Origin of the sequence: Sphingomonas tagetis (genome assembly GCF_024211275.1) — a bacterium.
GTDB classification, from domain to species: Bacteria; Pseudomonadota; Alphaproteobacteria; order Sphingomonadales; family Sphingomonadaceae; genus Sphingomonas; species Sphingomonas tagetis.
The window spans coordinates 41,772-68,676 of the sequence record NZ_JAMLDX010000011.1; the positions used below are offsets into that span (position 1 = coordinate 41,772).

29 protein-coding genes and 1 tRNA gene are annotated in these 26,905 nt (G+C 68.6%); 17 read left to right on the forward strand and 13 right to left on the reverse strand.

Features of this window, described 5'->3' with window-relative positions:
• Positions 1 to 201 precede the first annotated feature (201 nt).
• Entirely contained in the window at positions 202 to 1,089 is an 888-nt protein-coding gene (locus tag M9978_RS14290) for a LysR substrate-binding domain-containing protein (protein WP_254294324.1), read from the forward strand.
• Between the two features lie 4 nt (positions 1,090 to 1,093).
• Here M9978_RS14290 and M9978_RS14295 read toward each other — a convergent pair whose 3' ends face one another.
• Positions 1,094 to 3,394, reverse strand: a complete 2,301-nt coding sequence (locus M9978_RS14295; protein ID WP_254294325.1) for an FtsK/SpoIIIE family DNA translocase — start codon at positions 3,392 to 3,394, stop codon at positions 1,094 to 1,096.
• A gap of 90 nt (positions 3,395 to 3,484) precedes the next feature.
• On the opposite strand from M9978_RS14295, the gene M9978_RS14300 reads away from it, so the two are divergent.
• Positions 3,485 to 4,702, forward strand: coding sequence for an FAD-dependent monooxygenase (locus M9978_RS14300; RefSeq protein WP_254294326.1), 1,218 nt, complete (start codon positions 3,485 to 3,487; stop codon positions 4,700 to 4,702).
• A 3-nt stretch (positions 4,703 to 4,705) separates the two neighbouring features.
• On the opposite strand, the gene M9978_RS14305 is transcribed toward M9978_RS14300, so the two are convergent.
• Together M9978_RS14305 and M9978_RS14310 are read right to left on the reverse strand one after the other, a co-directional pair.
• A complete protein-coding gene (locus tag M9978_RS14305) occupies positions 4,706 to 5,326 on the reverse strand; it encodes an LON peptidase substrate-binding domain-containing protein (protein ID WP_254294327.1) in 621 nt (206 codons plus the stop codon).
• On the reverse strand, positions 5,323 to 6,210 hold the full coding sequence (locus tag M9978_RS14310; RefSeq protein WP_254294467.1) for a tetratricopeptide repeat protein: 888 nt from the start codon (positions 6,208 to 6,210) through the stop codon (positions 5,323 to 5,325). Before M9978_RS14310 ends, M9978_RS14305 begins: the two co-directional genes overlap by 4 nt.
• 185 nt (positions 6,211 to 6,395) lie before the next feature.
• On the opposite strand from M9978_RS14310, the gene M9978_RS14315 reads away from it, so the two are divergent.
• The 5 genes from M9978_RS14315 (at position 6,396) to M9978_RS14335 (ending at position 9,511) form a co-directional block, all read left to right on the forward strand.
• Positions 6,396 to 6,470 (forward strand) — tRNA-Gly (locus M9978_RS14315).
• A 189-nt stretch (positions 6,471 to 6,659) separates the two neighbouring features.
• Positions 6,660 to 6,899, forward strand: a complete 240-nt coding sequence (locus tag M9978_RS14320; protein WP_254294328.1) for a hypothetical protein — start codon at positions 6,660 to 6,662, stop codon at positions 6,897 to 6,899.
• A gap of 188 nt (positions 6,900 to 7,087) precedes the next feature.
• Entirely contained in the window at positions 7,088 to 7,540 is a 453-nt protein-coding gene (locus tag M9978_RS14325) for a DUF2147 domain-containing protein (RefSeq protein ID WP_254294329.1), read from the forward strand.
• A 34-nt stretch (positions 7,541 to 7,574) separates the two neighbouring features.
• Positions 7,575 to 8,375: a DUF72 domain-containing protein gene (locus M9978_RS14330; RefSeq protein WP_254294330.1), complete on the forward strand. Its 801-nt coding sequence runs from the start codon at positions 7,575 to 7,577 to the stop codon at positions 8,373 to 8,375.
• A 2-nt stretch (positions 8,376 to 8,377) separates the two neighbouring features.
• Positions 8,378 to 9,511, forward strand: coding sequence for an acyltransferase family protein (locus tag M9978_RS14335; RefSeq protein ID WP_254294331.1), 1,134 nt, complete (start codon positions 8,378 to 8,380; stop codon positions 9,509 to 9,511).
• Here M9978_RS14335 and M9978_RS14340 read toward each other — a convergent pair.
• From M9978_RS14340 to M9978_RS14380, 9 genes are read right to left on the reverse strand one after another with little or no spacing between them, the layout of a single operon-like run.
• Complete coding sequence (locus M9978_RS14340) at positions 9,508 to 10,692, reverse strand: acyl-CoA dehydrogenase (protein WP_254294332.1); 1,185 nt, start codon at positions 10,690 to 10,692, stop codon at positions 9,508 to 9,510. The genes M9978_RS14335 and M9978_RS14340 overlap by 4 nt on opposite strands.
• A 14-nt stretch (positions 10,693 to 10,706) precedes the next feature.
• Complete coding sequence (locus M9978_RS14345; protein ID WP_254294333.1) at positions 10,707 to 11,558, reverse strand: hypothetical protein; 852 nt, start codon at positions 11,556 to 11,558, stop codon at positions 10,707 to 10,709.
• Positions 11,559 to 11,582: 24 nt separating this feature from the next.
• Positions 11,583 to 12,257 carry a uroporphyrinogen-III synthase gene (locus M9978_RS14350; RefSeq protein WP_254294334.1) on the reverse strand — a complete coding sequence of 225 codons (675 nt, stop codon included), beginning with the start codon at positions 12,255 to 12,257 and terminating at the stop codon, positions 11,583 to 11,585.
• Entirely contained in the window at positions 12,254 to 13,159 is a 906-nt protein-coding gene (hemC, locus tag M9978_RS14355; protein ID WP_254294335.1) for a hydroxymethylbilane synthase, read from the reverse strand. Before hemC ends, M9978_RS14350 begins: the two co-directional genes overlap by 4 nt.
• 42 nt (positions 13,160 to 13,201) lie before the next feature.
• Positions 13,202 to 13,987, reverse strand: a complete 786-nt coding sequence (locus M9978_RS14360; RefSeq protein ID WP_254294336.1) for a crotonase/enoyl-CoA hydratase family protein — start codon at positions 13,985 to 13,987, stop codon at positions 13,202 to 13,204.
• A gap of 29 nt (positions 13,988 to 14,016) precedes the next feature.
• On the reverse strand, positions 14,017 to 14,634 hold the full coding sequence (locus tag M9978_RS14365; protein ID WP_254294337.1) for a winged helix-turn-helix domain-containing protein: 618 nt from the start codon (positions 14,632 to 14,634) through the stop codon (positions 14,017 to 14,019).
• 58 nt (positions 14,635 to 14,692) lie between these two features.
• Positions 14,693 to 15,580: a transposase gene (locus tag M9978_RS14370; RefSeq protein ID WP_254294339.1), complete on the reverse strand. Its 888-nt coding sequence runs from the start codon at positions 15,578 to 15,580 to the stop codon at positions 14,693 to 14,695.
• Positions 15,568 to 16,506, reverse strand: coding sequence for a hypothetical protein (locus M9978_RS14375; RefSeq protein ID WP_254294341.1), 939 nt, complete (start codon positions 16,504 to 16,506; stop codon positions 15,568 to 15,570). The genes M9978_RS14370 and M9978_RS14375 overlap by 13 nt, the downstream gene beginning before the upstream one ends.
• 12 nt (positions 16,507 to 16,518) lie before the next feature.
• Complete coding sequence (locus tag M9978_RS14380; RefSeq protein ID WP_254294344.1) at positions 16,519 to 16,668, reverse strand: hypothetical protein; 150 nt, start codon at positions 16,666 to 16,668, stop codon at positions 16,519 to 16,521.
• A gap of 143 nt (positions 16,669 to 16,811) precedes the next feature.
• Here M9978_RS14380 and M9978_RS14385 point away from each other — a divergent pair, with 143 nt between their 5' ends.
• Complete coding sequence (locus tag M9978_RS14385; RefSeq protein ID WP_254294346.1) at positions 16,812 to 17,249, forward strand: PaaI family thioesterase; 438 nt, start codon at positions 16,812 to 16,814, stop codon at positions 17,247 to 17,249.
• Positions 17,246 to 17,635: a PaaI family thioesterase gene (locus M9978_RS14390; protein WP_254294348.1), complete on the forward strand. Its 390-nt coding sequence runs from the start codon at positions 17,246 to 17,248 to the stop codon at positions 17,633 to 17,635. Before M9978_RS14385 ends, M9978_RS14390 begins: the two co-directional genes overlap by 4 nt.
• Here the strand turns inward: M9978_RS14390 and M9978_RS14395 are convergent.
• A complete protein-coding gene (locus M9978_RS14395) occupies positions 17,625 to 18,755 on the reverse strand; it encodes a PQQ-dependent sugar dehydrogenase (RefSeq protein ID WP_254294350.1) in 1,131 nt (376 codons plus the stop codon). The two genes, M9978_RS14390 and M9978_RS14395, sit on opposite strands and share 11 nt — an antisense overlap.
• Before the next feature lie 195 nt (positions 18,756 to 18,950).
• Between M9978_RS14395 and rimP the strand changes: the two genes are divergently transcribed.
• From rimP to rpsO, 8 genes are read left to right on the forward strand one after another with little or no spacing between them, the layout of a single operon-like run.
• A complete protein-coding gene (rimP, locus tag M9978_RS14400) occupies positions 18,951 to 19,496 on the forward strand; it encodes a ribosome maturation protein RimP (protein WP_254294353.1) in 546 nt (181 codons plus the stop codon).
• Positions 19,497 to 19,498: 2 nt separating this feature from the next.
• Entirely contained in the window at positions 19,499 to 21,130 is a 1,632-nt protein-coding gene (gene nusA, locus M9978_RS14405) for a transcription termination factor NusA (protein ID WP_254294355.1), read from the forward strand.
• Positions 21,111 to 21,866: a DUF448 domain-containing protein gene (locus M9978_RS14410; RefSeq protein ID WP_436977194.1), complete on the forward strand. Its 756-nt coding sequence runs from the start codon at positions 21,111 to 21,113 to the stop codon at positions 21,864 to 21,866. Before nusA ends, M9978_RS14410 begins: the two co-directional genes overlap by 20 nt.
• 1 nt (position 21,867) lies before the next feature.
• Positions 21,868 to 24,540 carry a translation initiation factor IF-2 gene (infB, locus tag M9978_RS14415; RefSeq protein WP_436977195.1) on the forward strand — a complete coding sequence of 891 codons (2,673 nt, stop codon included), beginning with the start codon at positions 21,868 to 21,870 and terminating at the stop codon, positions 24,538 to 24,540.
• A gap of 44 nt (positions 24,541 to 24,584) precedes the next feature.
• The gene (gene rbfA / locus M9978_RS14420; RefSeq protein WP_254294357.1) at positions 24,585 to 24,992 is read left to right on the forward strand and encodes a 30S ribosome-binding factor RbfA; all 408 of its coding nucleotides are present in this window, start codon (positions 24,585 to 24,587) and stop codon (positions 24,990 to 24,992) included.
• A gap of 18 nt (positions 24,993 to 25,010) precedes the next feature.
• Positions 25,011 to 25,595 (forward strand): thymidine kinase, encoded by a 585-nt coding sequence (locus M9978_RS14425; RefSeq protein WP_254294359.1) that lies wholly within the window; start codon positions 25,011 to 25,013, stop codon positions 25,593 to 25,595.
• A gap of 5 nt (positions 25,596 to 25,600) precedes the next feature.
• The gene (truB, locus tag M9978_RS14430; protein ID WP_254294361.1) at positions 25,601 to 26,482 is read left to right on the forward strand and encodes a tRNA pseudouridine(55) synthase TruB; all 882 of its coding nucleotides are present in this window, start codon (positions 25,601 to 25,603) and stop codon (positions 26,480 to 26,482) included.
• A gap of 21 nt (positions 26,483 to 26,503) precedes the next feature.
• Positions 26,504 to 26,773: a 30S ribosomal protein S15 gene (rpsO, locus tag M9978_RS14435; protein WP_254294363.1), complete on the forward strand. Its 270-nt coding sequence runs from the start codon at positions 26,504 to 26,506 to the stop codon at positions 26,771 to 26,773.
• Positions 26,774 to 26,905: the final 132 nt, after the last annotated feature.

The window sequence follows — 26,905 nt, forward strand, 5'->3', positions numbered from 1 at the left end:
AAAGGTTTAGGAGAGGATGCCTGAAAGGCCTGCTCTATGTGCAGTGCAGCGTAGTTTTGTGCAAGTGCGAAAGGAATCATCGCGATTGCAATTTCTGCAATCTGTCACAATTCCGTTGTAAGCTGCCCATAAAGGCCACTTCACTCCCGCTCGCAACCGTAATGGGTTGCAAATGGAAACGCTGCACCACACAAAACAATCATGCGCAGGCTCCCTCCCCTCACCGCCATCGAGGCGTTCGTGCAAGTCGCGCGGCTGGGTTCGGTCAAGGCCGCGTCGGAGGAACTGGCGCTGTCGTCGCCCGCGCTGAGCCGCCGCGTGCAGGCGCTGGAGCGGTTTATCGGCAAGCAATTGTTCGAGCGGCGGCACCAGTCGATGAAGCTGAACGCCGAAGGTGAGCGGCTGCTCGGACTGATCGCGCCGGCGCTCGACACGATGAGCGACGCGATCGAGAGCATGACCAGCGGCGCCGAGCTGCTGCGGCTGCGGCTCGGCACGCCGTCGCTGTTCGCGACCCAGCGGCTGCTGCCCTACCTGCACGAGTTGCGCACGGCGCATCCGCAGCTTCACCTCGACATCGACACCGGCGGGCATGGCATGTCGCGATTGGGTGACGGTCTCGACGCGGCGATCGTGCTGGCGCGCGACATCGAGCCGACGCTGTACGCGCGGCGGCTCGACCGCAACCGCATCCGCCCGATCGCGGCGCGCGCGCTGGCCGAAGGGCCGGACGCGATCACCGATCCGGCGCAGCTCGCCGGCTACAGCGTGCTGGCGCATCGCGACATGGCCGACAGCTTCGAGATCTGGCGCGCGGCGATCGGCCTGCCCGACCTCGAGCCGGTGGCGATCGACCTGTTCGATTCGGGCACGCTGATGCTGGAGGCGGCGGCGCAGGGCGTCGGCGTGGCGTTCATGCTCAGCTCGCACACGATCGACCCGAACGACCCGCGCATCGCGGCGCTGTTCGGCGACCCGACCGTGAAGAGCCCGTACAGCTACTGGTTCGTGTGCCGCCCGCGCGCGCTGGAGCAGCGGCCGGTCAAGCTGTTCCACGACTGGCTGATCAACTTGATGGATATCGAGTAGGAAATCAGAGCGGCCGGCCGTCCTGATCCATCAGCACTTCGCGGCGCCCGACATGGTCGGGACGCGAGACGAGGCCGTCCTTTTCCATCCGCTCGATCAGCCGCGCGGCGCTGTTATAGCCGACGCGCAGCTGGCGCTGGAGCCAGGAGGTCGAGGCCTTCTGGCTCTCCGCGACGAGCTGCGCGGCGCGGCGGTAGAGCTGGTCTTCGGCGCTGTCCTCGCCGGTCGGGGCGCCGTCTAGTGCGAATTCCTCGCCCTCGGGCTCCTCTGTGACAGCCTGGATGTAATCGGGGGCGCCCTGTGAGCGCCAGTGATCGGCGACCGCCATGACCTCCTCGTCGCTGACGAACGGGCCGTGGACGCGAGCGATCTGCTTGCCGCCGGGCATGTAGAGCATGTCGCCCTTGCCCAGCAGCTGCTCGGCGCCCTGCTCGCCCAGGATCGTGCGCGAATCGATCTTCGAGGTGACGTGGAAGCTGATCCGAGTCGGCAAATTGGCCTTGATCACGCCGGTGATGACGTCGACCGAGGGGCGCTGAGTCGCCATGATCAGGTGGATGCCGGCGGCACGCGCCTTTTGCGCGAGCCGCTGGATCAGGAATTCGACTTCCTTGCCCGCCGTCATCATCAGGTCGGCGAGTTCGTCGACCACGATCACGATCTGCGGCAGCGGGGTGAGGTCGAGCGTTTCCTCTTCATAGATGGGCTGACGCGTGTCGGGATCGTAACCGACCTGTACCTTGCGGCCGAGCTTCTGGCCCTTGGCGAGCGCCTGGCGGACCTTGTCGTTGAAGCTGCCGAGGCTGCGCACATTGACCGAGGCCATCATGCGATAGCGCTCCTCCATCTGCTCGACCGCCCATTTGAGCGCGCGCACCGCCTTGGGCGGATCGGTGACGACGTCGGCGAGCAAATGCGGGATGCCCTTGTACATGCTCAGTTCGAGCATCTTTGGGTCGATCATGATCATGCGGCACTGGTCCGGGGTGAGCCGGTAGAGCAGCGAGAGGATCATGCAGTTGAGGCCCACCGACTTGCCCGAGCCGGTGGTGCCGGCGACCAGCAGATGCGGCATCGGCGCGAGATCGGCGATGACCGGATCGCCGGCGATGTTCTTGCCCAGCACCAAAGGCAGCTGCGCGCCCATGTCGATGAAGGTGTCGCTGTCGATCAGCTCGCGCAGATTGACCGCTTCGCGCTTGGCGTTGGGCAGTTCGATGCCGATCACGCTGCGGCCGGGAATCGTGGCGACGCGGGCGGAGACCGCGGACATGTTGCGCGCGATGTCGTCGGCGAGCTGGACCACGCGGCTCGCCTTGATCCCGCTGGCGGGTTCGAGCTCGTACATGGTCACCACCGGGCCGGGCCGGACCTCGACGATCTGGCCCTTCACATGGAAGTCGTCGAGCACGGATTCGAGCAGGCGCGCATTGCGTTCGAGCGCCGCCTTGTCGATCGCGGTGCTGCCGCTCTTGGGGCCTTGCTTGAGCAATTCGTGCGAGGGGAGCTGGTAATTCTCCTTGAAGTCGAGGCTCGCCTGGACGGGCTTGGCGGCCTTGGGCGGGGCGGGCGGCGCGGTGCGCTCGGCGATCACCGGCCCGGGGCGGGTCTCGGGCAGCGCGATCTTGCGCGGCTTGGGCGCGGCGGGGGTGAACAGGTCGGCGCTGTCGTCGTCGAATTCTTCGTCCGCTCCGGCGGCGGCGCGTTCGCGGCGCGGCAGCTGGAGGTGGCGGCTGACATCGATCTGGACGCTGCGCGCCCAGATGACCACGCCGCCGATGCCGCAGATCAGGCCGATGACGCGTCCGCCCCACAGCACGGCGGCGGGCGCGCCGGTGAGGCCGAGCAGCCAGCGCACCAGATTGGCCAGCGACAGCCCGACGATCCCGCCCCAGCCGCCGGGCAGTTCGAGCACCGAACGGCTCGACACGAAGGCGAGCGCCGCGCCCATCAGCGCAATGCCGAGCGCCGCGCCGCGCAGCATCCGGCTCCAGCGGCCTACCGGCTCGCCGCGCCACAAGCGCAGGCCGACGATCAGCCCGACCGGCGCGAGCAGTACGACCGGAAGCCCAGCGAGCGCGAGCAGCAGGTCGGCGAGATAGGCGCCCGGCGTGCCGAGCAGGTTCTGCGCGGGACCGCCCGAGGCAGTGTTGAACGACGGATCGCCGCCGCTATAGGTCCCCACCGCGAGCACCGCGGCCACGGTCAGCACGAACAACGCGATCGCACCGATCAGTGCGCCGCTGCGTTTCGCCCCCGCCTTCATCGTGTCACGCCACAGCATCGGCTGCACCCGGCTCGCCATGTCCCGCCCCAAGGATGTTCGAATTACGTTCGCGGATTCTCTACCGTGCGGACTCTGGCGTCAAGGCAGCCGCTGCGTTACTCGCCGCATATGACTCAGGCGGACCTTCTCATCCTTGGCGGTGGGCTCGTGGGGAGTGCGCTTGCCATTGCCCTCGACAAGCATGGCATTTCCAGCATCGTCGTCGATTTCGCCGACCCCGAGGTGATCCTGGCGGCGGCGCATGACGGCCGCGCCTCGGCCATTGCCGCCGCGCCGATGCGGATGCTCGAAGCGATCGGCGTCGCCGAACGGCTGGCGGGCAAGGGCTGTCCGATACAGAGCATCCGGGTGAGCGATGGGCTGGAGCCGGGCAAGCTCGACTTCGATCCGCTCGACGGCGAGGGCGCGCTTGGCACGATGTTCGAGAACCGCCATCTGCGCGCGGCGCTGATGGCGGCGGCGAACGACGCGCCGCTCGCCGATGTGCGGATGAAGACGCGAGCGGTGTCGGTCGAGCGCGGCGAGCATGGCGTGACCGCGCTGCTGAGCAGCGGGGAGACGGTGAGCGCGCGGTTGCTGATCGGGGCGGAGGGGCGCAACTCGCCGACGCGCGACGCGGCGCATCTCAACGTCGCGCGCTGGACCTACGATCATTCGGCGATCGTGACCTCGCTCCATCACGAGCACAGCCACGAGAATGTCGCGTTCGAGATCTTCTATCCGCAGGGGCCGTTCGCGATCCTGCCGCTGGTCGACGACGCGGCCGGGCATCGTTCGGCGATCGTATGGTCGGTCAAGCGGCACGAGGAAGCGGGGATGATGAAGCTGTCCGAACGCGGCTTCCTCGCCGAGGCGGAAAAGAAGATGGGCGGCTTCCTCGGCAAGCTCGGTCCGCTGGGGCCGCGCTTCAGCCATCCGCTCGGCTTCCATCATGCCGCGACGATCACGGCGCAGCGGCTGGCGCTGGTCGGCGACGCTGCGCACGGCATCCACCCGATCGCGGGACAGGGGGTCAATGTCGGCTTCCGCGACGTCGCCGCGCTGGTCGAGGTGCTGGTCGAAGGCAAGCGGCTCGGGCTCGACATGGGCGACGCGCAATTGCTCGCGCGCTATCAGCGCTGGCGCAGCCTCGACACCTTCATGGTGTCGGTCGCCACCGACGCGCTGACGCATCTGTTCGGCATTCCCGGCAAGACCGCCCACGCCGCGCGCCGCTTCGGCCTGTCCGCGGTGGACAAGGTGCCGGCGCTCAAGAACTGGTTCATGGCCGAGGCGCGGGGTGAGTCTGGCGCGACGCCGCGATTGCTGCACGGCGAGCTGGCATAGCGCTTACTGCAGCGTTCCTTCGTCGCCCTCGTGGCGGCCGAAGAATTGCATCAGCTGCACGGTCAGCTCGGCCCGATCCCGCAGGGTGTTCGCTTCGAGCAGCGCCTGTTTCGCGGCGGGGTCGAACGGGGCGATCTGGGCGATGCCGTTGACGAGGTTCTCGTCGTCGAGCCGCGTGACCGCTTCCCAGTCGACCGCATAGCCCTGCGCGTCGGCGAAGCGGCGCGATTCGAGTTCGAGCGATGCGCGGTCGCCCATCGCCAGCACTTCGTCTTCGGGATCGGCGATCAGCTCGGCCTCGACCTGGCGGAACGGCGTCGTGACGTCGAGCTCGCGGGTGATGCGGAAGCGCGACAGGCCCTCCAGCACGATGTCGAAGCGGCCATCGTCGAGCGCCTCGACCTCGGCGATGCGGCCGACGCAGCCGATCTCGAACAGCGGCGGCGGTTCGCCATGCCGCTCGATGAAGCCCGGACGGGGCTGGATCATGCCGATGCGCCGGTCGCGCGCGAGGCTGTCGGTCACCAGCGCGCGGTAGCGCGGCTCGAAAATGTGCAGCGGCAGGTGCATCCGCGGGAACAGCAATGCGCCCGCCAGCGGAAACACGGAGAGCCGGGTGCTCATCCGAACAGGATGGCGGAAAGCTTGCGGCGCTGCGCCGAAACCCACGGGTCTTCCAGCCCGACCGCCTCGAACAGCTTGAGCAGGCGCGCGCGCGCGGCGCTCTCATTCCACTCGCGGTCCTCGGCGATCATCGCGAGCAGCGTGTCGGCGGCGCCCTCGCGGTCGCTCGCCATCAGCGCGCCGGCCAGCTCGTAGCGGGCCGCCATGTCGCCGGTCGCGGCGCGCGCGCGGATGTCGCCGAGCTCGTCGTCGGCGGGCGCTTCCTGCGCCAGCGTCAGCGCCGCGCGCGCGCGTTCGACCTCGGGCGCCTTGCCGACGTCTTCGGGCAGCGCGTCGAGTGCGGCGGCCGCCTCGTCCAGCCGGCCGAGCGCGGTCAGCGCGCGGGCGCGGCCCGCCGCTACCAGCGGATGGCCGGGCGCCATCTCGCCGATCTGGTCGAGGATCGACAGTGCGCGCTCATTGTCGCCGCCCGCCAGCACCTCCTCGGCCATCGCCAGCAGCGGCTCGAGTTCGGCTTCCTGCTGTGCCGCTTCGCTCTCGACCGGAATCTGCTTGAGGATCTGGTCGAGATTGGCGCGAAGCTGCGCTTCGGTGCGCGCGTTGGTGAGGTCCGCGACGAGCTGGCCCTGGAACATCGCATAGACCGTGGGGATCGAGCGCACCTGAAACTGTGCGGCGATGAACTGGTTGGCATCGACGTCGATCTTGGCGAGGATCACGCCCTTGTCGGCATAGTCCGCCGCGACCTTTTCCAGCAGCGGCGCCAGCGCCTTGCAGGGTCCGCACCATTCCGCCCAGAAGTCGAGGATGACGAGCTTCGTCATCGACGGTTCGACGATATCCTTGCGAAATGCCTCGACGGCATCCTTGTCGGCGGCGGACAGTCCCAGCGTGGCCACGGCGATTCCCTATTGGTCAGAACAGGCGCCTTATGTGGGCGTTCGTGCCGCAGCGGCCAACCCCTTTTGCATCGTGCGATTCGGGGCTTGCGGACCCCCCACCTCGCTGCTAGAGGCCGCCACCTTGCCCCGCCCCCTCGGTTTTCCGAGCGGGCACAAGGCGCCAGAGAGCGGGCGTAGCTCAGGGGTAGAGCACAACCTTGCCAAGGTTGGGGTCGAGGGTTCGAATCCCTTCGCCCGCTCCAGTCGCCGTTTTGGCGGGCGTCTCGGCAGTTGCAGCCGGTATCGCCGAACCCTCGAGTCCTTATGGCCTGCGCGCGAGATCCTTGGCCGCCATTCGCCCCGCGCGGGGATGACGATGATCAGGCAACCACTTTAGCATCACTGCGTTTAGCGCCAGCGCAGATTATCAGCGCTTGAAAGGGGACTGTTCCATGAAGAAGACCATTATTGCCGCGGCGAGCGCGGCGCTGATGCTTGCGGGCATCGGCGCGGCGCAGGCCAATTCGGCCCAGTCGCTGAGCCTGTCGGGAAGCCCGGCGCGTGCGGCGACCGCGGCCGACGAGAGCAACGAATTGCGGGGCGGCTTCATCATCCCTGCAATTGCGGTCATCGCGATCATCCTCGGCATCCTCGCCGCAACCAGCGGCGACAGCCATCCCGACAGCCCCTGACGGCTGCCGGACCAGGTCTTTCGCGGAAATGGCGGCTTCGGCCGCCATTTCTATTTCTGCACGCTGTGTTTCGGAAATTGCCCCTTTCCGGCCCTTTTCGTGCCGGGTCGCGTACCCATTTGTCTGTGCACAAGGCGGTGCCGATCGTGTCGGATCGGGCGAGTGAAGCGTAAGCGAAGAGGTATTTCATGCAGATCAGCGCAACGAAACGGCGGGCGACCGGCCCGCGCCGCTGGACCGCTGCGCTCGCCGGCGCGCTGATCGTCGCGATGACGCCGGGTGCGAGCGCCGGCGGCGATGTGGCGATGCCGGCGGCGAGCGACTGGCGCAATCCGGGCAACACCGTCCATATCCGCCTGCGGCCATGCGGCGGCGACCGGATGTGCGGCACCGTCATCTGGGCGAGCGACAAGGCCAAGGCCGATGCGCGCCGCGGCGGCACCGAAAAGCTGGTCGGATCGAACCTGTTCCGCGATTTCCGGCGCGTCGCGCCCGGCGAATATAAGGGCCGCGTGTTCGTGCCCGACCTCAACCGCACCTTTGCCGGGCAGATGAAGGTCGAGGGCGATGCGATGACCGGCAAGGGCTGTGTGCTGGCCGGCCTGATCTGCAAGCAGCAGGTTTGGAAGCGCATTTCGTGATGTTCGGCGCGGTGCCGCGGGCTAGACACGCGGCATGAGCGACGGATCGATTCGAATCGGGATTGGCGGCTGGACCTTCGAGCCCTGGCGCGGGACCTTCTATCCGGAGGGTCTGAGCCAGAAGAAGGAACTCGAATTCGCCAGCCGCCAGCTGACCGCGATCGAGATCAACGGCACCTATTATTCGGGGTTCAAGCCGGCGACCTTCGCGGGCTGGGCCTCGACGGTGCCCGATGATTTCATGTTCACGGTCAAGGCGTCGCGCTTCTGCACCAATCGCAAGGTGTTGGCTGAGGCGGGCGAATCGGTGGCGAGGTTCGTCGGCCAGGGCATCGTCGAGCTGGGGGAGAAGCTCGGGCCGATCCTGTGGCAGTTCATGGCGACCAAGAAGTTCGACGCGCAGGATTTCGGCGCGTTCCTCAAGCTGCTGCCGGCTGCGCATGAGGGCGTGAAGCTGCGCCACGCGATCCAGGTGCGGCATGAGAGTTTCGCCGTGCCCGAATTCATCGCGATGTGCCGCGACGCGGGCGCGGCCATCGTGTTCGCCGATTCGCCCGAATATCCGGCGATCGCCGATGTCACCGCGGACTTCGTCTATGCCCGGCTGGAGAAGGGCGAGGACGCCAACCCGCTCTGCTATCCCGAGCCCGACATCGATCGCTGGGCGGATGCGGCGAAGTTGTGGGCGGCGGGTGGCGTCCCCGCCGGGCTGCCCTATGTCGAGGCCAGGACGCCGCCCGAGCAACCGCGCGACACGTTCGTTTTCTTCATCCATGGCGGCAAGGTGCGCGCGCCGGCGGCGGCGCAGGCGCTGATCGAGCGGACGCGCGGCTGAGCATGGCCGCCGCGCCCGAGCCGGACGCCGCGCCGGCCTGGTATCAGATGGACGCGATGCGCGCGGTGCTCGCGCTGGTGGTGGCGTTCGGCCATCTCTGGGGGCTGCTGATCGAGGATTATCGCGGGGATGGATCGCTGCTGGTGCGCGCGGCCTATTTCGCCGCCGGCTTCGCGCATTCGGCGGTGATCCTGTTCTTCGTGCTGAGCGGCTACTGGATCGCGCGCAGCGTCACCGCGCGCGCGGCGCGGGGCTGGTCGTGGCGCGGCTATCTGATCGACCGGCTGGCGCGACTCTGCATCGTGCTGGTTCCCGCGCTGGCGCTGGGCGGCGTGCTCGACTGGATCGGCTATTATGGTCTGGCGCTGCCGACGCACCACGATCTGACCCATGCGTGGGTGCTGACGCAGGACCTGTCGCGCAGCCTGACCTGGACTGCATTGGCGGGCAATCTGTTGTTCCTGCAGCATCTTCTGGTGCCGCCGTTCGGCAGCAACGGGCCGCTGTGGAGCCTGGCATTCGAATTCTGGTATTATCTGTGGTTCCCGGCGCTGTGGCTCAGCCTGACGCGGCGGCGGCTGTCGCTGGCGTTGCCGGTGTTGCTGATCGCGCTGGCCAATCCTGAGCTCGCGTTCGGCTTTCTGAGCTGGCTGTGCGGGGCGCTGCTGTATTTCGCCGAGCAGCGCGCGCGCGACGCCGGGTCGCGCGTGCCGCGCTGGGCCGCGCCGCTCGCCGGATTGCTGTGTCTCGCGGCGCTGGTGTGGGGACGGACGGGCAATTTCAGCGCCGAGGATCCGCTCGAGGCGGCGTGCTTCGCGCTGTTCCTGTTCACGCTGCTGCGCGGCGCGCCACGGCGCTGGCGGTTGCTGCGGCCATTCGCCGCCTATGGCGCGCGGGCGAGCTTCTCGCTCTATGCGATTCACTTTCCGGTGATGGCGTTTCTCGCCGGGCTGGCCGTTGGCGGGCAGCGCTTCGCGCCCGATGCCCGCGCGCTGACGGTCGCCATCGCCATCCTGCTGGCCGTGGCCGGTGCGGGCTGGGCGTTCGCCGCCTTGACCGAAGCGCGTACTGGCGCGCTGCGGCGGTCGCTCCACGACCGGTTTGCCGGGGTGAGGGTGGCGCCAGCGGCCGACTAGAACGCCGCGATGCCGGTGATGGCGCGACCGAGGATCAGGCCGTGTACGTCGTGCGTGCCTTCATAGGTGTTGACCGTTTCGAGGTTGATCGCGTGGCGCATCACGTGGAATTCGGCCGAGATGCCGTTGCCGCCATGCATGTCGCGCGCGACGCGGGCGATATCGAGCGCCTTGCCGCAATTGTTGCGCTTGATGATGCTGATCGCCTCGGGCGACAGGCTGCCCTCGTCGAACATCCGCCCCGCGCGCAACGCCGCCTGCAGCCCGAGCGCGATCTCGGTCTGCATGTTGGCGAGCTTCAGTTGGACGAGCTGGGTTGCGGCGAGCGGGCGGCCGAACTGCGCGCGGTCGAGCGTGTATTGCCGCGCTGCGGTGAAGCACGCTTCCGCCGCGCCCATCGCGCCCCAGGCAATGCCGTAGCGCGCGCGGTTGAGGCAGCCGAACGGGCCTTTCAGCCCCTGCACCTCGGGCAGCAGCGCGTCCTCGCCGACCTCCACCCCGTCCATCACGATCTCGCCGGTGATGCTCGCGCGCAGCGACAGCTTGCCCTCGATCTTGGGCGTCGACAGCCCCTTCATGCCGCGTTCGAGCACGAAGCCCTTGATCCCACCGCCATGCGCCTCGCTCTTGGCCCACACCACCATCACATCGGCGATCGGCGAATTGGTGATCCACATCTTGCTGCCGGTCAGCTTGTAGCCGCCATCGATCTTCGCGGCGCGCGTGCGCATCCCGCCCGGGTCCGATCCGGCGTCCGGCTCAGTCAGGCCGAAACAGCCAACCCATTCGCCGCTGGCGAGTTTGGGGAGGTATTTCTGCCGCTGTTCTTCGGTGCCGTAGGCGTAGATCGGGTGCATCACGAGCGAGCTCTGCACGCTCATCGCCGAGCGATAGCCCGAATCGACCGCCTCGACCTCGCGCGCGACCAAGCCATAAGCGACATAGCCAAGTCCGGCGCCGCCATAGCTTTCGGGAATGGTCGCGCCGAGCAGTCCGAGCGCACCCATCTCGGTCATGATGGCGCGGTCGAAATCCTCATCGAGAAAGGCGCGGGTGACACGCGGGAGCAGCCTGGCCTGCGCATAGTCGCGCGCGGTGTCGCGCACCATGCGCTCCTCGTCCGTCAGCTGCGCGTCGAGCGCGAACGGATCCTGCCAGTCGAACCGGGCCGGCGTCGCCATCGTCATTCTCCTGATTATTCAGCGGCGTCCTGCGCTGCGGGCGGTGGTGCGCCAGTTGGGGGCTGCACGCGGCCGGCGACCGCGGCCGCTTCGAGCGTGTCGAGTGCGCGCCGCGCCGCGATATAGCGGCTCGCCGCCGCCATCCAGCTTTCCGCTCCCTGTGCGCCGGGCAGGCGGTTGATCTCGGCGAGCGACGCCTCGACATGGCCCTGCGCGAGCAGACGGCGTGCGCGGGTGAGCCGCTCGCGCGGGTGCGAGCTGGGCGAGCTTTCCTTACGGACGATGACGAGGCTGCCGATCTCGCGCCGCATCGCGTCCCACCAGCCCGCGCCGGGCGCGGCGGTCGACAGGCGCGGGGCGATCTGTTCGAGCGCGAAGCGCAAATCCTCCAGCGTCACCGGTTCGCTCGCCGCGCGGACGATGGTGGCGACGGCCTGCGGCTCGACCGGCGTGAAGCGGGCGCGCAACTCGCCTTCGACCGAGCCGAGTTCCTGCCCGCGCTCGATCGCGCGGCGGGCCGAGGACACCAAAAGCATCGCTTCGGCACGGCCCGCGGCGCTGCCGGCGGTGCGCGCATCGGTGTCGCTGGTGCGGATTCGCATGTCGAGCGCGTCGAGCCGTGCGGCCAGCGCCTGTTCGCGCGCGGCCAGCGTCGCGATATCGGTGCCGGGCGGCAGCGCCGGCCGGGGGTCCGCGGCGGCGGCCTGCGGCTGGACGGGGGGCGGGGCCGGTTTCCACCAGTCGCCGAAGCGGAAGATCGCGGCCATCACCACCAGGCCGAGCATGAAGGCGATCAGCCCCGCGACCAGCGCGACCGTGAGCGTGTTGGCGCGAGGCGGGGTGGAGGACGGCGCTTCGGAGGTCATCGGCCTGTTATTCTCCCGATGCGGTCAGGGGTCAATCGCGAGCGGTCGGGCCGCGGCGATCAGTGCGTCGTCGTGGGGTGCGGCCGCGACGGCGAGGGCCGCCCAGCCGGGACCGGCGGCCTGCGCCACCTTCGCGCTCAGCGCGGCGACGCGAACCTGCATGCGCGGGATGCCGCGGCGGTCAAGCTCATCGGCGAGGCGGCTGGCGGCGCGCGCGGAATGGAGCAGCGCGACGCTGTTCGCGAGGCTCGCGGCTTCCTCGGTGGCGATCGGGCGCGGGTCGGCGCGATAGATCGCGAGCGTCTGCGCCAGCGCGGGGTGGTGGATCGCGGTGCGGTCGCGGCCCGACAGCCACAACAGCCGCAGATCCGCGCCGAGTCCGGCGAGCAGGTCGGCGACATCGCTGCTGCCAGTGGTTTCGACCGCAAACCCGGCGGCCCGCGCGGCGGCGGCGGTCGCGCTGCCCACGGCGAGTACCGGCAGCGACTGCAGCGCCGACAGACCGGGGCCGCCATGCCGCACGGCGTTCGCGCTCGTCAGCAGCAGGCGGTCGAACATGGCGGGGTCGGGCGGGGTCCAGGGCACCGGCGCGACCTCGAACAGCGGAAGCGGGATCGCGGTCAGCCCGGCGGCGTGCAGGCGCTCGACCGTTGCCCGGTTGCCCGGTTCGGGCCGCAGAACGGCAACCGCGCGGGTCAATGCCCGAACAACGCCCGCAATGCGGGGGAAGCGGCCGCGAGCAGCTCGCGCGCAGCTTCGCCCGCGGCGTCCGGGCCGGAAAGGCCGGCGCGGTCGGCGGCGACATGCTCGCTGCCGTCGCTGGCGAGCAGTTCGGCGCGCAGCCGCAGCTGGCCGTCCTCAATCGTAGCGAGCGCCGCGACGGGGGAGTGGCAGTCGGCGGCGAGCGCGGCGAGCAGGGCGCGCTCGGTCAGCACGCAGGTCTCGGTCGCGCGGTCACCGATTGCGGCGAGCAATTCGCGCGTCGCCTGGTCGCCGGCGCGCGTTTCGATCCCGACCGCGCCCTGCGACGGCGCGGGCAGCATCATGTCGAGCGGGATCGTCGCGCCCACTTCGGGCCGCCCCAGCCGTTCGAGGCCGGCGGCGGCGAGCAGGGTGGCGTCGGCCTCGCCCGCCGCGACCTTGGCAATGCGCGTGTCGACATTGCCACGCAGCGGGACGATAGCGAGATCGGGGCGGATGCGGCGGATCTGCGCGGCGCGGCGCGGCGAGCTGGTGCCGATCCGTGCGCCGTGCGCCAGCGCGGCGATCGAGTCCGCCCCGATCAGCCGGTCGCGTACATCCTCGCGCGGCAGCATCGCGGCGATGGCGATGCTGTCGGGCCGGATCGTCTCGACATCCTTCATCGAATGCACGGCGAAGTCGATCTCGCCGGCGAGCAGCGCGCGGTCGAGCTCCTTGGTCCACAGCGCCTTGCCGCCGATCTCGGCGAGCGGGCGGTCCTGCACGCGATCGCCGGTGGTGCGGATCGGGACGATCTCGATCCCGTCCGGCGCAAGGCCGTGCGCGGCGAGCAGCGCGTCGCGCACGAGATTGGCCTGAACGAGCGCGAGCGGTGAACCACGGGTGCCGAGACGAAGCATGCGCGGCCTCTAGCGCGTCAACGCGGCGCTGTCGAAGGGGGCTCAGTCGGTGAACGCCGGGTCGCGTTTCTGCATGTTGGCCATGACCGCTTCGATCTGGTTGGGCGAGCGCAGCAGCCGGGCCTGTTCGGCGCTCTCGGCGGTCAGGATCGCGGCGGCATCCGCGTCGGCGGCATGGTTGGCGAGCCGCTTGGCGGCGCGGACCGCATGCGGATTGCGCGCGGCGATGGCGCGCGCCAGCTCAAGCGCGGCGGCGTGCGGATCGTCGGCGATTCGCGTGACGAAGCCGAGGCCCAGCGCCTCGTCCGCCGAAAATTCGCGCGCGGTGTACGTCAGCTCGCGCAGCACATCGTCGCGCACCTGGCCGCGCCACAATGCGAACCCCGCCATGTCGGGGACGATGCCCCAGCGCATCTCCATGATCGAAAAGCGCGTGTCCGGCGCGGCGATGCGGATGTCGGCGCCCGACATGATCTGGCACCCGCCGCCGAACGCGACGCCGTGCACCGCCGCGATCACCGGCACCGGCAGCGTGCGCCAGCCCCATGCGACCTGCTGAAACAGATTGGCGTCGCCATGGCTGCGCGCGGCGAGGTCGAGTCCGGTGCCGCCGCCTGCCATGCTCGCCATGTCGAGGCCGGCGCAAAAGGCGCGGCCCTCACCCGACAGCACCGCCGCGCGCAGCCCGGCGGTGCTGCCGAGCCGGTCGATCGCATCTGCGATTTCGGCGAACATCGCCGGGTCGAGCGCGTTCATCTTGTCGCCGCGCGTCAGCCGGACATCGGCGACGCCATCCACGATATCGATGCTCACGCGCTCGCCGGTCATCTGCCTCTCCTCGTTTTTCGGTCCGCACCCTAGTCGGTATCGAGGCGATAACCGACTCCCTTGACGGTGTGCAGCAGGGGGAACGCGAAGCCGCGGTCGAGCTTGGCGCGCAGCTTCGACATGTGCACCGCCACGACGTTGGTGCCCGGATCGAAGCGCAGCTGCCACACCGCGGCGAGCAGTGCGCGGCGGCTCACGCACTCGCCGCGCCGCTCGGCGAGATGGAGCAGCAACGCATATTCGCGCGGGAGCAGCGGGATCGTGTGGTCGGCGCGCGTGACGTGGCGGCGCACCGGGTCGATGCGCAAGTCGCCGATGACGATCGGGTGCGGCGCATGGTGGCGGATGCGGGCGTCGAGCCGCGCGGCGAGTTCGTGTGCATCGACCGGCACCGCGACGGCATCGGCGGCGCCGGCATCGAGCGCGGCCGCCACCGCTGCGGCGCAGGGGGTGACGGCGATCTCGGGAATGCCGGTGCCGCGCAACGTGATGCCAGGCCCCCATTTGCGCAGGATCGCGGCGGGCAACGACGAATCGGGCGCTTCGTCGGCGCTGGCGAAGCCGACCGGCACCAGCGCATAGCCGCGCGCCAGCATCGCCTCGGCCAAAGCGGGTATCTCGATTTCGGTGATGATTCGCTGACCCACGCAGCAAATCTCTAGTCAGGCGGCAGCATATGTCTGCCGCAGAACCATCCGGTCTGGATCAACTTGCGAGTCGCGCCAGCGCTTGCCGGGCGAGCGACCGGGGCAAGGCGGCGGCATCGGCCGCCGCGCGCTCGAGCGTCGCGGTCGCGTCCACCGCAGCCCCGGCCGAGAGCCGCGCGGCGAGCGCGGTCGCGCGCATGCGCGGGTGCGCGTGGGAGACCGCGAGATGCTCGACCAGTTCGCGCCCGGCCTCGCCGCCGAGATGCGCGGCGAGCGTCGCCAGCGCCTCGGACGGCGCCATCGTCAGCGCCTCGGCGATCACGCCGCGGCGGATGTCGAAACGGTACTGGTCGATCCATGGATGCGAAGGGTGCTGGCCGAGGATGTTGAGCGATACCGAGAAGCTGTCGGGCGGTAGCTGGACATGCACGTCGCGCTGCATGCGGTAGAGCATGAGCTTGCCGGGATCGAGGCGGGAGCGTTCGACGAAGCGCAGTCCGGCGGGTTCGCCGACCTCCCCTGCGCCGTCATATTCGTAATAGTCGCTCCAATAGCCCGGCCCCAGATAGCCATAGGTCAGGAACGGGAAATTATGGTCGTGCGGCAGGTCGTAGAAGAACGGCGCGGTGCCGCTCACCTGCACCACCGGATCGGTCAACGCCGGCCAGAAATTGGCGCGGACGACATAGCGGCCGTTGGGCGGGGCGAGCAGGAAGACCTGCGGACCATAGCCATTGGCCGCGCTCTGGTTGGCACAGCGCGCCTTGAGTTCGGCGAGCGCGAGATCGGCGAGAAACATGCGGTTGCGGCCGAGCCGAGCGAGCAACGGGCCGAGCGCGGCGAATTCATCCTCATCGTGCGGATCGAACGAGCAGGCGTCGAGTGCGTCGGTGAGTTCGTCTAGGCTGATCGCTTCGTCGGTGCCGGGATCGATCAGGCGGGGCATGGCGGTTCCAGATGACGGTCGAGCGCGGCGAGCGTGGCCGTGGCGGCGGTGCGGACCTCCTGGTTGGCGTCGCCACGGGCAAGCTCGGCGAGCCGCGGCCGTGCGCTGCGTGCGTCGAGCATCAGCCACTCGCGCATCGCCGCCCAGCGCAGGTGAAAGGCGGGATGGCGGGTCGCCGTTTCGAAACCCGACGCCGCGTCCGGGCGCCTGGAGGCTCGCAGGAAGGTCAGCAGCATCTCCATCCGCGACGCTGCCTCGTCGGCGCAGGCGGCGCGCACGAAACTTCCGTCGGCCACGGCATATTCGCGCATAAGCGGTGCGGCACCCGGCTTGATCGTGATGGCGAGCGCGACGATGTCGCGGTCCGCTGCGACGATCAGATGACCGTCGGTGCGGCCGTCATGCCGGAGCACCATCCCGTCGTGTAGCGTCAGGGGGCTGCGCTCGACGCAGGGCGGCGCGGCGGCGGCGGTGAAATCGGGCGTCGCCGGATCGGTCCGCCAGCGCCGCATCCGGGCATCGCCGCCGCGCACATAGCGCGTCAGCGTGAGGCGGCCCGGGATCACCAGCGTCGTCGGCGTCGGCGCCGCATTGAGCGTGGTGGCGCGGGTGACGGTGGCGGCGATCGAAATCGCTTCGCTTTCGAGCAGCACTGCGCCGGTCCGCAGCGCGTCGTGGCTGGTACGCAACCCCGGCTCGAACCAGATGTCGGCGGCGAGCGCATCGATCAGCGGGGCGAGCAGCGTGGAAACCCAATGCTCACCGGAAAGCAGCGCTTCGGCGCGGGCGGCGAGCGCCTCGGGGTCGGTCAGGCCATCGAACTGCGCGGCGAGCGCCCGGCATGGCCCGGCGTGCCAGTCGGCATTGACCGGGCGGGACCGGTGCCGGGCACCGGCCAGCGCCTCGGGAAACTGCGCCGGCCGCATCGCCCGCTGGCCTCAGCGCGGATAGTTTTCGTAGATCAGGATCGCGACCGCGATCATCGACTCGAACACGTCGTCGCCCGCGATTTCGGCAATACGGAGCGCGCCGTGCGTGGCGACCTCGGTTCCCAGCGTGGCGATCTGAGCGAGTGGCAATGTGAGCATGACTTCCTCCTCCAATAACCATGCGAGGCTAGGCAGGGCCGTCGGAACGGCAGAGTTAATTCGAGTTAACCATGCTGGCGGCGCGGGATTGCCCGCTGGCGGCGCGGGATTGCCCGCCGGCGACGCGAGGGCTAGGCGGGGGCATGGAAATGCTGCCGATCCCGTTCGATCCCAAGGTGTTCCTTACCGACTGCCAGGATGGGCATGGCGGCCGGCTGGGTATCCGCTACGTCGCGCACGGGGCTGACTGGTGCGAGCTCGCATTGCCCTTTTCGCTCGAGCTCATCGGCCATCCCGCGCGCGGCGTGATCGCATCCGGGCCGATCATCGCGTTGCTCGACATGGCCACCAGCGTCGGCGTGTGGATGAAGCGCGGCGGCTTCCTGCCGCATGCGACGCTCGACCTGCGCGTCGATTATCTGCGCCCCGCCACGCCCGGTCGCGACGTGATCGGCCGCGGCGAATGCTATCGGCTGACGCGCTCGATCGCGTTCGTCCGTGGTATCGCGCATGACGGCGATGCGGACGATCCGGTCGCGCATGTCGCGGGCACGTTCATGACCACGGGGGCAGGCGTTTGAAACTGCCGCCCTATGCCGCGTTGCTCGGCGCGTCGATTGGATCCGAGGATGGCACCGCGGCGCCGGTGCTGGCGATGCCGTTCGGCAACGACGTGACCGGGCGCCCGGGCTTCGTTCATGGCGGCGCGCTGGCCGGGCTGCTCGAGCTGGCCGCGATCACCGCGCTGGAGCATGCGCTGGCGGCTGAGGCGCGCGGCGAAGCCGGGTTCAAGCCGGTCAACGTCACCGTCGACTTCATGCGCGGCGGGCGCGAGAAGCTGACGCGCGCGCAGGGCCATGTCTCGCGGCTCGGGTCGCGCATCGCCAATGTCGAGGCGGTGGCGTGGCAGGACGACCGCGACCGTCCGGTAGCGGCCGCGCGGATGAACTTCCTGATCAGCGGTTAGGCGTCAGCTTCAACAGGCGGCCCTGCGAGCCCTGGCCGCCATCTTCGAGCAGCCAGATCGCGCCGTCCGGCCCTTCCTCGACCTCACGGATGCGCGCGCCCATCGGCCACTGATCGCCCTTTTTCGCGCTCGTGCCGTTCACATCGACTCGCACCAGCGCCTGACTCGACAGTCCGCCGATTAACAGGTCGCCAGCCCATTGCGGGAACGCCTTGCCCGAATAGACGATCAGCCCGCCGGGCGAGATGACCGGGTTCCACGACACTTTGGGCGCTTCGAATTCGGGCCGGGTCTTGTGGTCGGGAATGTCGCGGCCGTCATAATGATCGCCGTCGGAGACGATCGGATAGCCGTAGTTCCTGCCAGGCAGGATCAGGTTGACCTCGTCGCCGCCCTTCGGCCCCATTTCCTGCTCCCACAGATTGCCGGCCTTGTCGAAGGCGAGGCCGAGCAGGTTGCGGTGGCCATAGGACCATATCGCCGGGTGGAAGCCCTTGGCGGTCAGCCCCGGGTCGCCCGCCGGCTTGCCGTCGATGGTCAGGCGCAGCACCTTGCCGAGCGTCGCTTTGGGATCCTGTGCGGGGTCGAACTTCTGGCGCTCGCCATTGGTGAAGAAGACGTGCTTGCCGTCGGGCGCGAACGCGATGCGGCCCGAATAATGGCCGTTGCCGGTGACATAAGGCGTGGCGCGGAACACCGTCTCGACGCCGGCGAGACTGGGCGACTTGCCGTCGGTGAAGATGCCGCGCGCGAGCACCACGCCCTTGCCGTTCGTCGCCGCCTCCGAATAGCTGAACCAGACGCGCTTGTTGTGGACGAAATGCGGGTCGAGCACGACATCCTTGAGCGCGCCCTGCCCCGCGCTGTCGACCACGGGAATGCCCGACACCGGCGTGCTGCTCTTGCCGTCGGCGGTGACCAGCAGCAGCACGCCCGCCTTTTCGGTGACCAGCATGCGGCCGTCGGGCAGGAAGGTCATCGACCAGGGCGAATCGAAATCGGCGACCGGCGTGACCGTGAACGGCAGACCGGGGGCGGCGGCTTGCTGGCTGTTGCCGGGTTCGGCCCCGGTGCAGGCCAGCAGGGTGAGCGAGACGGCGGCGATCGGCAGCAGGCGCATCGGATTCTCCGGTGATGAATGTCGCGAAACGCGCGGGGCGAAACGATGTTGCACCGGCCGGTGGCCGCCGCCAACTCGAATATCTTGCCGTCGCCGCGACAAGGGACTATAGCGGCACCGTTCTCGACATTGGAAACTTGCCGAGGCCGGCCCGCAGAGGGTTCGGCAGCGTCGAGTTGCATTTGGAGTTTGTGCGTGGCGGACATCGCCAAATTGACCGCGATCATCGAACCCGAAGCCGCCGCGCTCGGGCTCGCGCTGGTGCGCGTCAAGATGTTCGGCGGCACCTCCGATCCGACGCTGCAGGTGATGGCCGAGCGGCCCGAGACGCGCCAGCTGACGATCGACGATTGCGCCGAACTGTCGCGCCGCATTTCCGACCGGCTCGACGAGCTCGAAGCGGCGGGCAGGGATCCGATCGACCATGCCTATCGGCTCGAGGTCAGCTCGCCCGGGATCGACCGGCCGCTGACCCGGCTCGCCGATTTCCAGGACTGGAAGGGGCAGGAGGCGCGGATCAACCTGACCGAGCCGACCGAAGATGGCCGCAAGCAGCTCACCGGCGACCTGATCGGGGTCGAAGGCGACCAGGTCAGCATCGACGTGCGCAAATATCGCGCCGTCACCATCCCCTATTCGCAGGTCGCTGACGCCAAGCTGCTGATCACCGACCGACTCATTGCCGCAACCGCGCCGCTCTCCGTCGAGGGCGCCGACAAGATTATCGAAGAAGAGGTTTGACGATGGCCACCGCCGTTACCGCCAACCGTGCCGAACTGATCGCGATCGCGAACTCGGTGGCGTCCGAGAAGATGATCGACAAGGGCATCGTCATCGAGGCGATGGAGGACGCGATCCAGCGCGCCGCCCGCGCCCGCTATGGTGCCGAGAACGACATCCGCGCCAAGCTCGACCCGCAGACCGGCGACCTGCGCCTGTGGCGCGTGGTCGAAGTGGTCGAGGCGGTCGACGACTTCTTCAAGCAGGTGAACCTCAAGGAAGCGCAGAAGCTTCAGGCGGGTGCCGTTGTCGGCGACTATATCGTCGATCCGCTGCCGCCGATCGAGTTCGGCCGCATCGCCGCACAGGCCGCCAAGCAGGTGATCTTCCAGAAGGTTCGCGATGCCGAGCGCGAGCGGCAGTATGAAGAGTTCAAGGACCGCCAGGGCGAAATCATCACCGGCGTGGTCAAGCGCGTCGAGTTCGGCCATGTCGTGGTCGATCTGGGCCGCGCCGAGGGCGTGATCCGCCGCGACGCGCAGATCCCGCGCGAAGTGGTGCGCGTCGGCGACCGTGTGCGCTCGCTGATCCTCAAGGTGGTGCGCGAGACGCGCGGGCCGCAGATTTTCCTCAGCCGCGCGCATCCCGACTTCATGAAGAAGCTGTTCGCGCAGGAAGTGCCCGAGATTTACGACGGCATCATCGAGATCAAGGCCGCTGCCCGCGACCCGGGTTCGCGCGCCAAGATCGGCGTGATCAGCCATGATTCGAGCATCGACCCGGTCGGCGCCTGTGTCGGCATGAAGGGCAGCCGCGTGCAGGCCGTCGTGCAGGAGATGCAGGGCGAGAAGATCGACATCATCCCCTGGTCGCCCGACACCGCGACCTTCGTCGTCAACGCGCTGCAGCCGGCCAATGTCGCGCGCGTGGTGATCGACGAGGAAGAGGATCGCATCGAAGTGGTCGTCCCCGACGATCAGCTCAGCCTCGCGATCGGCCGCCGCGGCCAGAATGTGCGTCTCGCCAGCCAGCTCACCGGCAAGGCGATCGACATCCTGACCGAGACCGATTCGAGCGAGAAGCGCCAGAACGAGTTCATCCAGAACAGCGAGATGTTCCAGAACGAGCTCGACGTCGACGAGACGCTGGCGCAGCTGCTGGTGGCCGAAGGCTTCAGCAGCCTCGAGGAAGTTGCCTATGTCGAACTCGACGAGATCGCCGGGATCGAGGGCTTTGACGAGGATCTGGGGCAGGAGCTTCAGAACCGCGCGGCCGAGGCGCTCGAGCGCCGCGAGGAAGCCAACCGGCAGGCGCGTCGCGAGCTGGGCGTCGAGGACGATCTCGCGACCATGCCGTATCTGAACGAGGCGATGCTGGTTACGCTGGGCAAGGCGGGCATCAAGACGCTCGATGATCTTGCCGACCTCGCCACCGACGAGCTGATCGCCAAGAAGCGGCCCGAGCCGCGCCGCCGCGGCGACGGTCCGGCCGCACCGCAGCGCGAAGCCGACAAGGGCGGCGTGCTCGGCGAATATGGCCTCAGCGAAGAGCAGGGCAACGAGATCATCATGGCGGCCCGCGCGCATTGGTTCGCCGACGAAGAAGAGCCGGCTGCGGCTGGCGGGGAGGACGCAATTGCGGACTCCGAACAATGAAACCCCGGCTGAACTGACGGACGGTCAGCGTGCGGAGGGCGCCGGTAAGGGTGGCGCCGTCCGCACCTGCATCCTCTCGCGCGAGGAATCCCCTCGCGACGGGCTGATCCGGCTCGCCCTCTCGCCGCAGGGCGAAATTCTCCCCGACGTGCGCGCCAAGGCGCCAGGGCGGGGCGCATGGATCGGGGTCAACCGCACCGAGCTCGACGCCAGCGCCAAGAAGTTGCGCGGGGCATTGTCGCGCGCGTTCAAGACGAACGAGCTGCGTATCCCCGAAGATCTCGGCGCGCGGATCGCCGCGCAGCTCGAACGCGCCTTTCTCGACCGGCTCGGGCTCGAGGCCAAGGCCGGCTATGTCGTGATCGGCGGCGAGCGCATCGAGAAGGCCGGGCGGATGGGCAAGCTGCACCTGCTGCTCCACGCCGCGGACGCGGGCGCGGACGGCAACCGCAAGCTCGATCAGGCGCTGCGCGTCGGCACCGATCGCGAAGGCTCCGGCGACACGGGCTTCACATTGCCGGTGCAGCGCACCATATTGTCCGTGGCCCTGGGCCGCGAAAATGTGGTACATGTCGGCCTGACAGACCCCAGGGCAGCTGGCCGGGTGAGCGAAGCGCTTGCCCGCTGGCTGCATTTTATCGGTCCCGATCCAGCCTCCGAGCCTTGCGAAACCGCTTCGCAAGGCGCATCGGGCGCTGGCGGCGGCCGGACGAACGAAGAACAGACGGGAATTTGAGTTGAGCGATACCGAAAACGAAAAGCCGAAACTGGGCATGCGCCAGCCGCTGGGGCTGAAGCGCACGGTCGAGACCGGCAAGGTGAAGCAGAGCTTCAGCCACGGGCGCTCGAACACCGTCGTGGTCGAGGTCAAGCGCCGCCGGGTGCTCGGTCCGCAGGGCGCGCCGGTGCAGGAAGAAGCAGCACCCGCGCCCGAGCCGGTCGCGGCGCCGCCGCCCCCACCCGCCCCCGCGCCGCGTCCGTCCGCCCCGGCCGGCGAGACCGCGCAGGAGCGCCAGTCGCGCATGCTGCGCGAAGCCGACGAGCAGCGCATGCAGGCGCTCGAGGAAGGCCGCCGCCGCGAAGAGCGCGAGCGCGCCGCCGCGCTCGAAGCCGAGCAGCGCCGCGCCGAGGAGCGGGCGCAGGCCGCGGCGCAAGCCGCGCAGGCGCCCAAGGACGAGCCGAAGGCTGCGCCCGTTGCCGAAGCGCCCGTCGCTGCCGCGCCGGCGCCTGTTCCGGCACCCGCACCCGCGCCGGCGCCGGCGCGTCCGGAGCCAGTCGCGCTTCAGCTCGACCCGACCCGACCCGCGCCGCGCCAGTTCACACCGGTGCAGCGTCCCGAAATCCCGCGTCCGGCCCCGGCGCGTCCCGAGCCGAACGTGGCGGCCCCGGCCAATGCCGGCGGTGCTGCTGCGCCGCGCCCTGCCGGTGGCGCCAATCTTGGCCCCAACCGCGCGCCGGCGCGTCCGCCCGAGCCGCAAAAGCCGCAGCCGCGCGACCGCAAGGGCGGCGACGAGCGCCGAGGCGGCAAGCTGACCGTCAACCGCGCGCTCGGCGGCGACGATGGCGCGCGGGCGCGCAGCCTCGCCGCGCTCAAGCGTGCGCGCGACAAGGAAAACCGCCGTCACTCCGGTCCGCGCGAGCCGCAGGTCAAGCAGATCCGCGACGTGCAGGTGCCTGAGGCGATCACGGTCCAGGAACTCGCCAACCGTATGGCCGAAAAGGGTGCGGACCTGGTCAAGACGCTGTTCAAGATGGGCATGCCCGTCACCATGACTCAGACGATCGACCAGGACACCGCCGAGCTGCTGGTGACCGAGTTCGGCCACAACATCGTCCGCGTGTCGGATTCGGACATCGATCTCGTTACCGACACGGTCGATGACGCCGAGGATACGCTCAAGGCACGCCCGCCGGTCGTTACGATCATGGGCCATGTCGATCATGGCAAGACCAGCCTGCTCGACGCGATGCGCGGCACCGACGTGGTGCGGGGCGAGGCCGGCGGCATCACCCAGCATATCGGCGCCTATCAGGTGACGCTCAAGGACAAGTCGAAGATCACCTTCCTCGACACCCCGGGCCACGAAGCGTTCAGCGAAATGCGTGCGCGTGGCGCGAACGTCACCGATATCGTCGTGCTGGTTGTCGCCGCCGATGACGGGCTGATGCCGCAGACGATCGAGGCGATCAACCACACCAAGGCGGCCGGCGTGCCGATGATCGTGGCGATCAACAAGATCGACAAGCCCGAGGCCAATGCCCAGAAGGTGCGCGAGCGCCTGCTCGAGCATGACGTGCAGGTCGAGGGCATGGGCGGCGAGACGCAGGACGTCGAGGTTTCGGCGCTCAAGAAGACCGGGCTCGATGACCTGATCGAGAAGATCCAGCTTCAGGCCGAACTGCTCGAGCTGAAGGCCAACCCCGACCGCGATGCCGAGGGCACGGTGGTCGAGGCCAAGCTCGACAAGGGCCGCGGTCCGGTCGCGACGATCCTGGTGACGCGCGGCACGCTCAAGGTCGGCGACGTGTTCGTCGTCGGCGCGGAGAGCGGCAAGGTGCGCGCGCTGATGGACGACAAGGGCCGCCAGCTCAAGCAGGCCGACCCGTCGATGCCGGTCGAGGTGCTGGGTCTGTCGGGCGTGCCGATGGCGGGCGATCCGCTGCAGGTGGTCGAGAGCGAGGCGCGCGCCCGCGAGGTCGCCGCCTATCGCGCCGGCGTGATCCAGAACAAGCGCACGACCAACACCCCCGCCAGCCTCGAGAGCATGTTCAGCGCGCTCAAGGAAAAGCAGGCGATGGAGTATCCGCTCGTCGTCAAGGCCGACACGCAGGGCACGGTCGAGGCGATCGTCGGCTCGCTGCACAAGATCTCGACCGACGACATCAAGGTGCGCATCCTGCACTCGGGCGTCGGCGGCATCACCGAGAGCGACGTCAACGTGGCGGCGGCTTCGGGCGCGCCGATCATCGGCTTCAACGTCCGTCCCAACGCCAAGGCGCGCGAGATCGCCGAGCGCAACAAGGTCGCGCTCAAATATTATGACGTGATCTACGACCTGACCGACGAGATCCGCGCCGGCATGGCCGGGCAGCTCGGGCCCGAAGCGTTCGAGACCGTGGTCGGCCGCGCCGAAATCCGCGAGGTCTTCTCGGCGGGCAAGCATGGCAAGGCGGCGGGTCTGCTGGTGGTCGACGGGGCGATCCGCAAGGCGCTCAAGGCGCGCATCACGCGCGACGACGTCATCATCTATCAGGGCGAGATCGCGTCGCTGCGCCGCTTCAAGGACGATGTCGCCGAAGTCCGCGCGGGCCTGGAATGCGGTGTGACGTTCACGCAGAACTTCACCGACATCAAGGCCGGCGACTTCCTCGAAACCTTCGAGGTCGAGCTGCGTGAGCGCACGCTTTAACTCAATCTCCGCCCCGGTCCCGGCCGGGGCGGCGGATGCCGGCCATGAAGCATAACGAGACGTCCGAAACCCGCTCCGTCCGCCTGCTGCGCGTGGGCGAACAGGTGCGCCATATCCTGTCCGACATCCTCGCGCGCGGCGAAGTGCATGACGATGTGCTGACCAGCCATGTGGTGAGCGTGACCGAAGTGCGCATGTCGCCCGACCTGCGCCACGCGACGGTGTTCGTGAAGCCGCTGCTCGGCAAGGACGAGGAAGCGGTGCTCAAGGCGCTGCGCACCAACACCGCCTATCTCCAGCGCGCGGTCGCGAGCCGCGTGAAGATGAAATATGCCGCCAAGCTCAAATTCCTCGCCGACGAGAGCTTCGACGAGGGCAGCCATATCGACCGGCTGCTGCGCGATCCCAAGGTGGCGCGCGATCTCGACAGCGAAGGCGACGGCGAAAGCTGATCACGTTAGGGAGCGGCGATGGCCAAGCTCTATTTCTATTATGCCAGCATGAATGCCGGCAAATCGACCACGCTGCTGCAGGCCGATTTCAACTATCGCGAACGCGGGATGCGGACGTTGCTGTTCACCGCTGCGGTCGATGACCGCGCCGGCGCGAGTCGCGTCGCGTCGCGGATCGGGCTGGCGGCGGAAGCGATCGCGTTCGATGGCGAGATGGACCTGCGGCTGCGCGTCGAGCGTGAGGCGGACACGGGACCAGTGCATTGCGTGCTGGTGGACGAGGCGCAGTTCCTGACATCTGGCCAGGTCGATCAGCTCGCGGCGGTCGCCGATGTGATGGGGATTCCGGTGCTCGGCTATGGGCTGCGCACCGATTTTCGCGGCAATCTGTTCGAGGGTTCGGCGCGGTTGCTCGCGCTCGCCGACGCGCTCATCGAGATCAAGTCGGTGTGCCGCTGTGGGCGCAAGGCGACGATGAACCTGCGCGTCGATGCCGAGGGCCGCGCGGTCGCCGAGGGCGCGCAGACCGAGATCGGCGGCAACGACCGCTATGTCGCCTTGTGCCGCCGCCATTTCACCGAAGCGGTCGCGGCGGCGAGCTGACGGGCATGCATGGCTGGATCATCCTCGACAAGCCGCTCGGGCTTGGTTCGACGCAAGGCGTGAGCGCGGTCAAGCGCGCGCTGCGCGATGGCGGTTACGGCAAGTTCAAGGTCGGGCATGGCGGCACGCTCGATCCGCTGGCGACCGGGGTGCTGCCGATCGCGCTGGGCGAGGCGACCAAGCTTGCCGGGCGGATGCTCGACAGCGACAAGATCTACGACTTCACCGTGCGGTTCGGGGTCGAGACCGATACGCTCGATCTGGAAGGGCGCGAGATCGCGGCGTCTGACGTTCGCCCGTCGCGCGATTCGGTCGAGGCGATCCTGCCGCGCTTCACCGGGCCGATCGAGCAGGTGCCGCCTGCCTATTCGGCGCTGAAGGTGGATGGCGCGCGCGCCTATGATCGCGCGCGCAAGGGCGAGACGGTCGAACTGGCGACGCGCGCGGTGACGGTCCACTCGCTGACCTTGCACGACGCCGATGCCGAGTCGGCGACACTGACCGCGCACGTTTCGAAGGGCACCTATATTCGCAGCCTTGCGCGCGACATTGCGCTGGCGCTCGGCACGGTCGGGCACGTCACCATGCTGAGGCGGACCAGGGCCGGGCCGTTCGGGCTGGAATCCGCGATTTCGCTGGACAAACTGGCCGATGCCGCTAAGGGCCGCACGCTTGAACAATTGCTCCTGCCGTTGAGGGCGGGGCTGGACGACATCCCGGCTCTATCTCTCGCACCCGGTCAGGCAGGGGCGCTCCGTCAGGGGAAAGTGCTGACCGGGATTGCTGCGAATGATGGCCAACACTTCGCGCTGGACGGCGATACGCCGGTCGCGCTGGTCGAGGTTTCGGACGGCACCGTCCGGGTCGTGCGCGGCTTCAACCTGTAAAGAGATGTCGAAGGAAAACAGATGACGATCACGACCGAGCGCAAGGCCGAGCTTTCCAAGGAACATGGCCGCGCCGAAGGCGACACCGGCAGCCCCGAAGTCCAGATTGCGATCCTGACCGAGCGGATCCTCAACCTGACCGGCCACTTCAAGGGCCACGCCAAGGACAATCACTCGCGCCGCGGCCTGCTGATGATGGTCAACAAGCGCCGCAGCCTGCTCGATTACCTCCGCAAGACGGACGGCGATCGCTATACCGCACTCATCGCGAAGCTCGGGCTTCGCAAGTAACCGGAAAGGCGGCCTTCGGGTCGCCTTTTTGTCATTCCGGGGAAGTAACCCCGGCTCCCGGTGTCACGGCAATCCGGCCGCTGACCCACAAAGGCGTGAACACCACGCCGCACCGCGCAGGCCGGACAGCCT

What these genes read in the sequence shown, in the direction of transcription:
- M9978_RS14290 (WP_254294324.1), top strand. Translation starts at nt 202, where the DNA reads ATGCGCAGGCTCCCTCCCCTCACCGCCATCGAGGCGTTCGTGCAAGTC.
- M9978_RS14295 (WP_254294325.1), bottom strand. Translation starts at nt 3,394, where the DNA reads ATGGCGAGCCGGGTGCAGCCGATGCTGTGGCGTGACACGATGAAGGCG.
- M9978_RS14300 (WP_254294326.1), top strand. Translation starts at nt 3,485, where the DNA reads ATGACTCAGGCGGACCTTCTCATCCTTGGCGGTGGGCTCGTGGGGAGT.
- M9978_RS14305 (WP_254294327.1), bottom strand. Translation starts at nt 5,326, where the DNA reads ATGAGCACCCGGCTCTCCGTGTTTCCGCTGGCGGGCGCATTGCTGTTC.
- M9978_RS14320 (WP_254294328.1), top strand. Translation starts at nt 6,660, where the DNA reads ATGAAGAAGACCATTATTGCCGCGGCGAGCGCGGCGCTGATGCTTGCG.
- M9978_RS14325 (WP_254294329.1), top strand. Translation starts at nt 7,088, where the DNA reads ATGCAGATCAGCGCAACGAAACGGCGGGCGACCGGCCCGCGCCGCTGG.
- M9978_RS14330 (WP_254294330.1), top strand. Translation starts at nt 7,575, where the DNA reads ATGAGCGACGGATCGATTCGAATCGGGATTGGCGGCTGGACCTTCGAG.
- M9978_RS14335 (WP_254294331.1), top strand. Translation starts at nt 8,378, where the DNA reads ATGGCCGCCGCGCCCGAGCCGGACGCCGCGCCGGCCTGGTATCAGATG.
- M9978_RS14340 (WP_254294332.1), bottom strand. Translation starts at nt 10,692, where the DNA reads ATGGCGACGCCGGCCCGGTTCGACTGGCAGGATCCGTTCGCGCTCGAC.
- M9978_RS14345 (WP_254294333.1), bottom strand. Translation starts at nt 11,558, where the DNA reads ATGACCTCCGAAGCGCCGTCCTCCACCCCGCCTCGCGCCAACACGCTC.
- hemC (WP_254294335.1), bottom strand. Translation starts at nt 13,159, where the DNA reads ATGCTTCGTCTCGGCACCCGTGGTTCACCGCTCGCGCTCGTTCAGGCC.
- M9978_RS14360 (WP_254294336.1), bottom strand. Translation starts at nt 13,987, where the DNA reads ATGACCGGCGAGCGCGTGAGCATCGATATCGTGGATGGCGTCGCCGAT.
- M9978_RS14370 (WP_254294339.1), bottom strand. Translation starts at nt 15,580, where the DNA reads ATGCCCCGCCTGATCGATCCCGGCACCGACGAAGCGATCAGCCTAGAC.
- M9978_RS14375 (WP_254294341.1), bottom strand. Translation starts at nt 16,506, where the DNA reads ATGCGGCCGGCGCAGTTTCCCGAGGCGCTGGCCGGTGCCCGGCACCGG.
- M9978_RS14380 (WP_254294344.1), bottom strand. Translation starts at nt 16,668, where the DNA reads ATGCTCACATTGCCACTCGCTCAGATCGCCACGCTGGGAACCGAGGTC.
- M9978_RS14385 (WP_254294346.1), top strand. Translation starts at nt 16,812, where the DNA reads ATGGAAATGCTGCCGATCCCGTTCGATCCCAAGGTGTTCCTTACCGAC.
- M9978_RS14395 (WP_254294350.1), bottom strand. Translation starts at nt 18,755, where the DNA reads ATGCGCCTGCTGCCGATCGCCGCCGTCTCGCTCACCCTGCTGGCCTGC.
- nusA (WP_254294355.1), top strand. Translation starts at nt 19,499, where the DNA reads ATGGCCACCGCCGTTACCGCCAACCGTGCCGAACTGATCGCGATCGCG.
- rbfA (WP_254294357.1), top strand. Translation starts at nt 24,585, where the DNA reads ATGAAGCATAACGAGACGTCCGAAACCCGCTCCGTCCGCCTGCTGCGC.
- M9978_RS14425 (WP_254294359.1), top strand. Translation starts at nt 25,011, where the DNA reads ATGGCCAAGCTCTATTTCTATTATGCCAGCATGAATGCCGGCAAATCG.
- truB (WP_254294361.1), top strand. Translation starts at nt 25,601, where the DNA reads ATGCATGGCTGGATCATCCTCGACAAGCCGCTCGGGCTTGGTTCGACG.
- rpsO (WP_254294363.1), top strand. Translation starts at nt 26,504, where the DNA reads ATGACGATCACGACCGAGCGCAAGGCCGAGCTTTCCAAGGAACATGGC.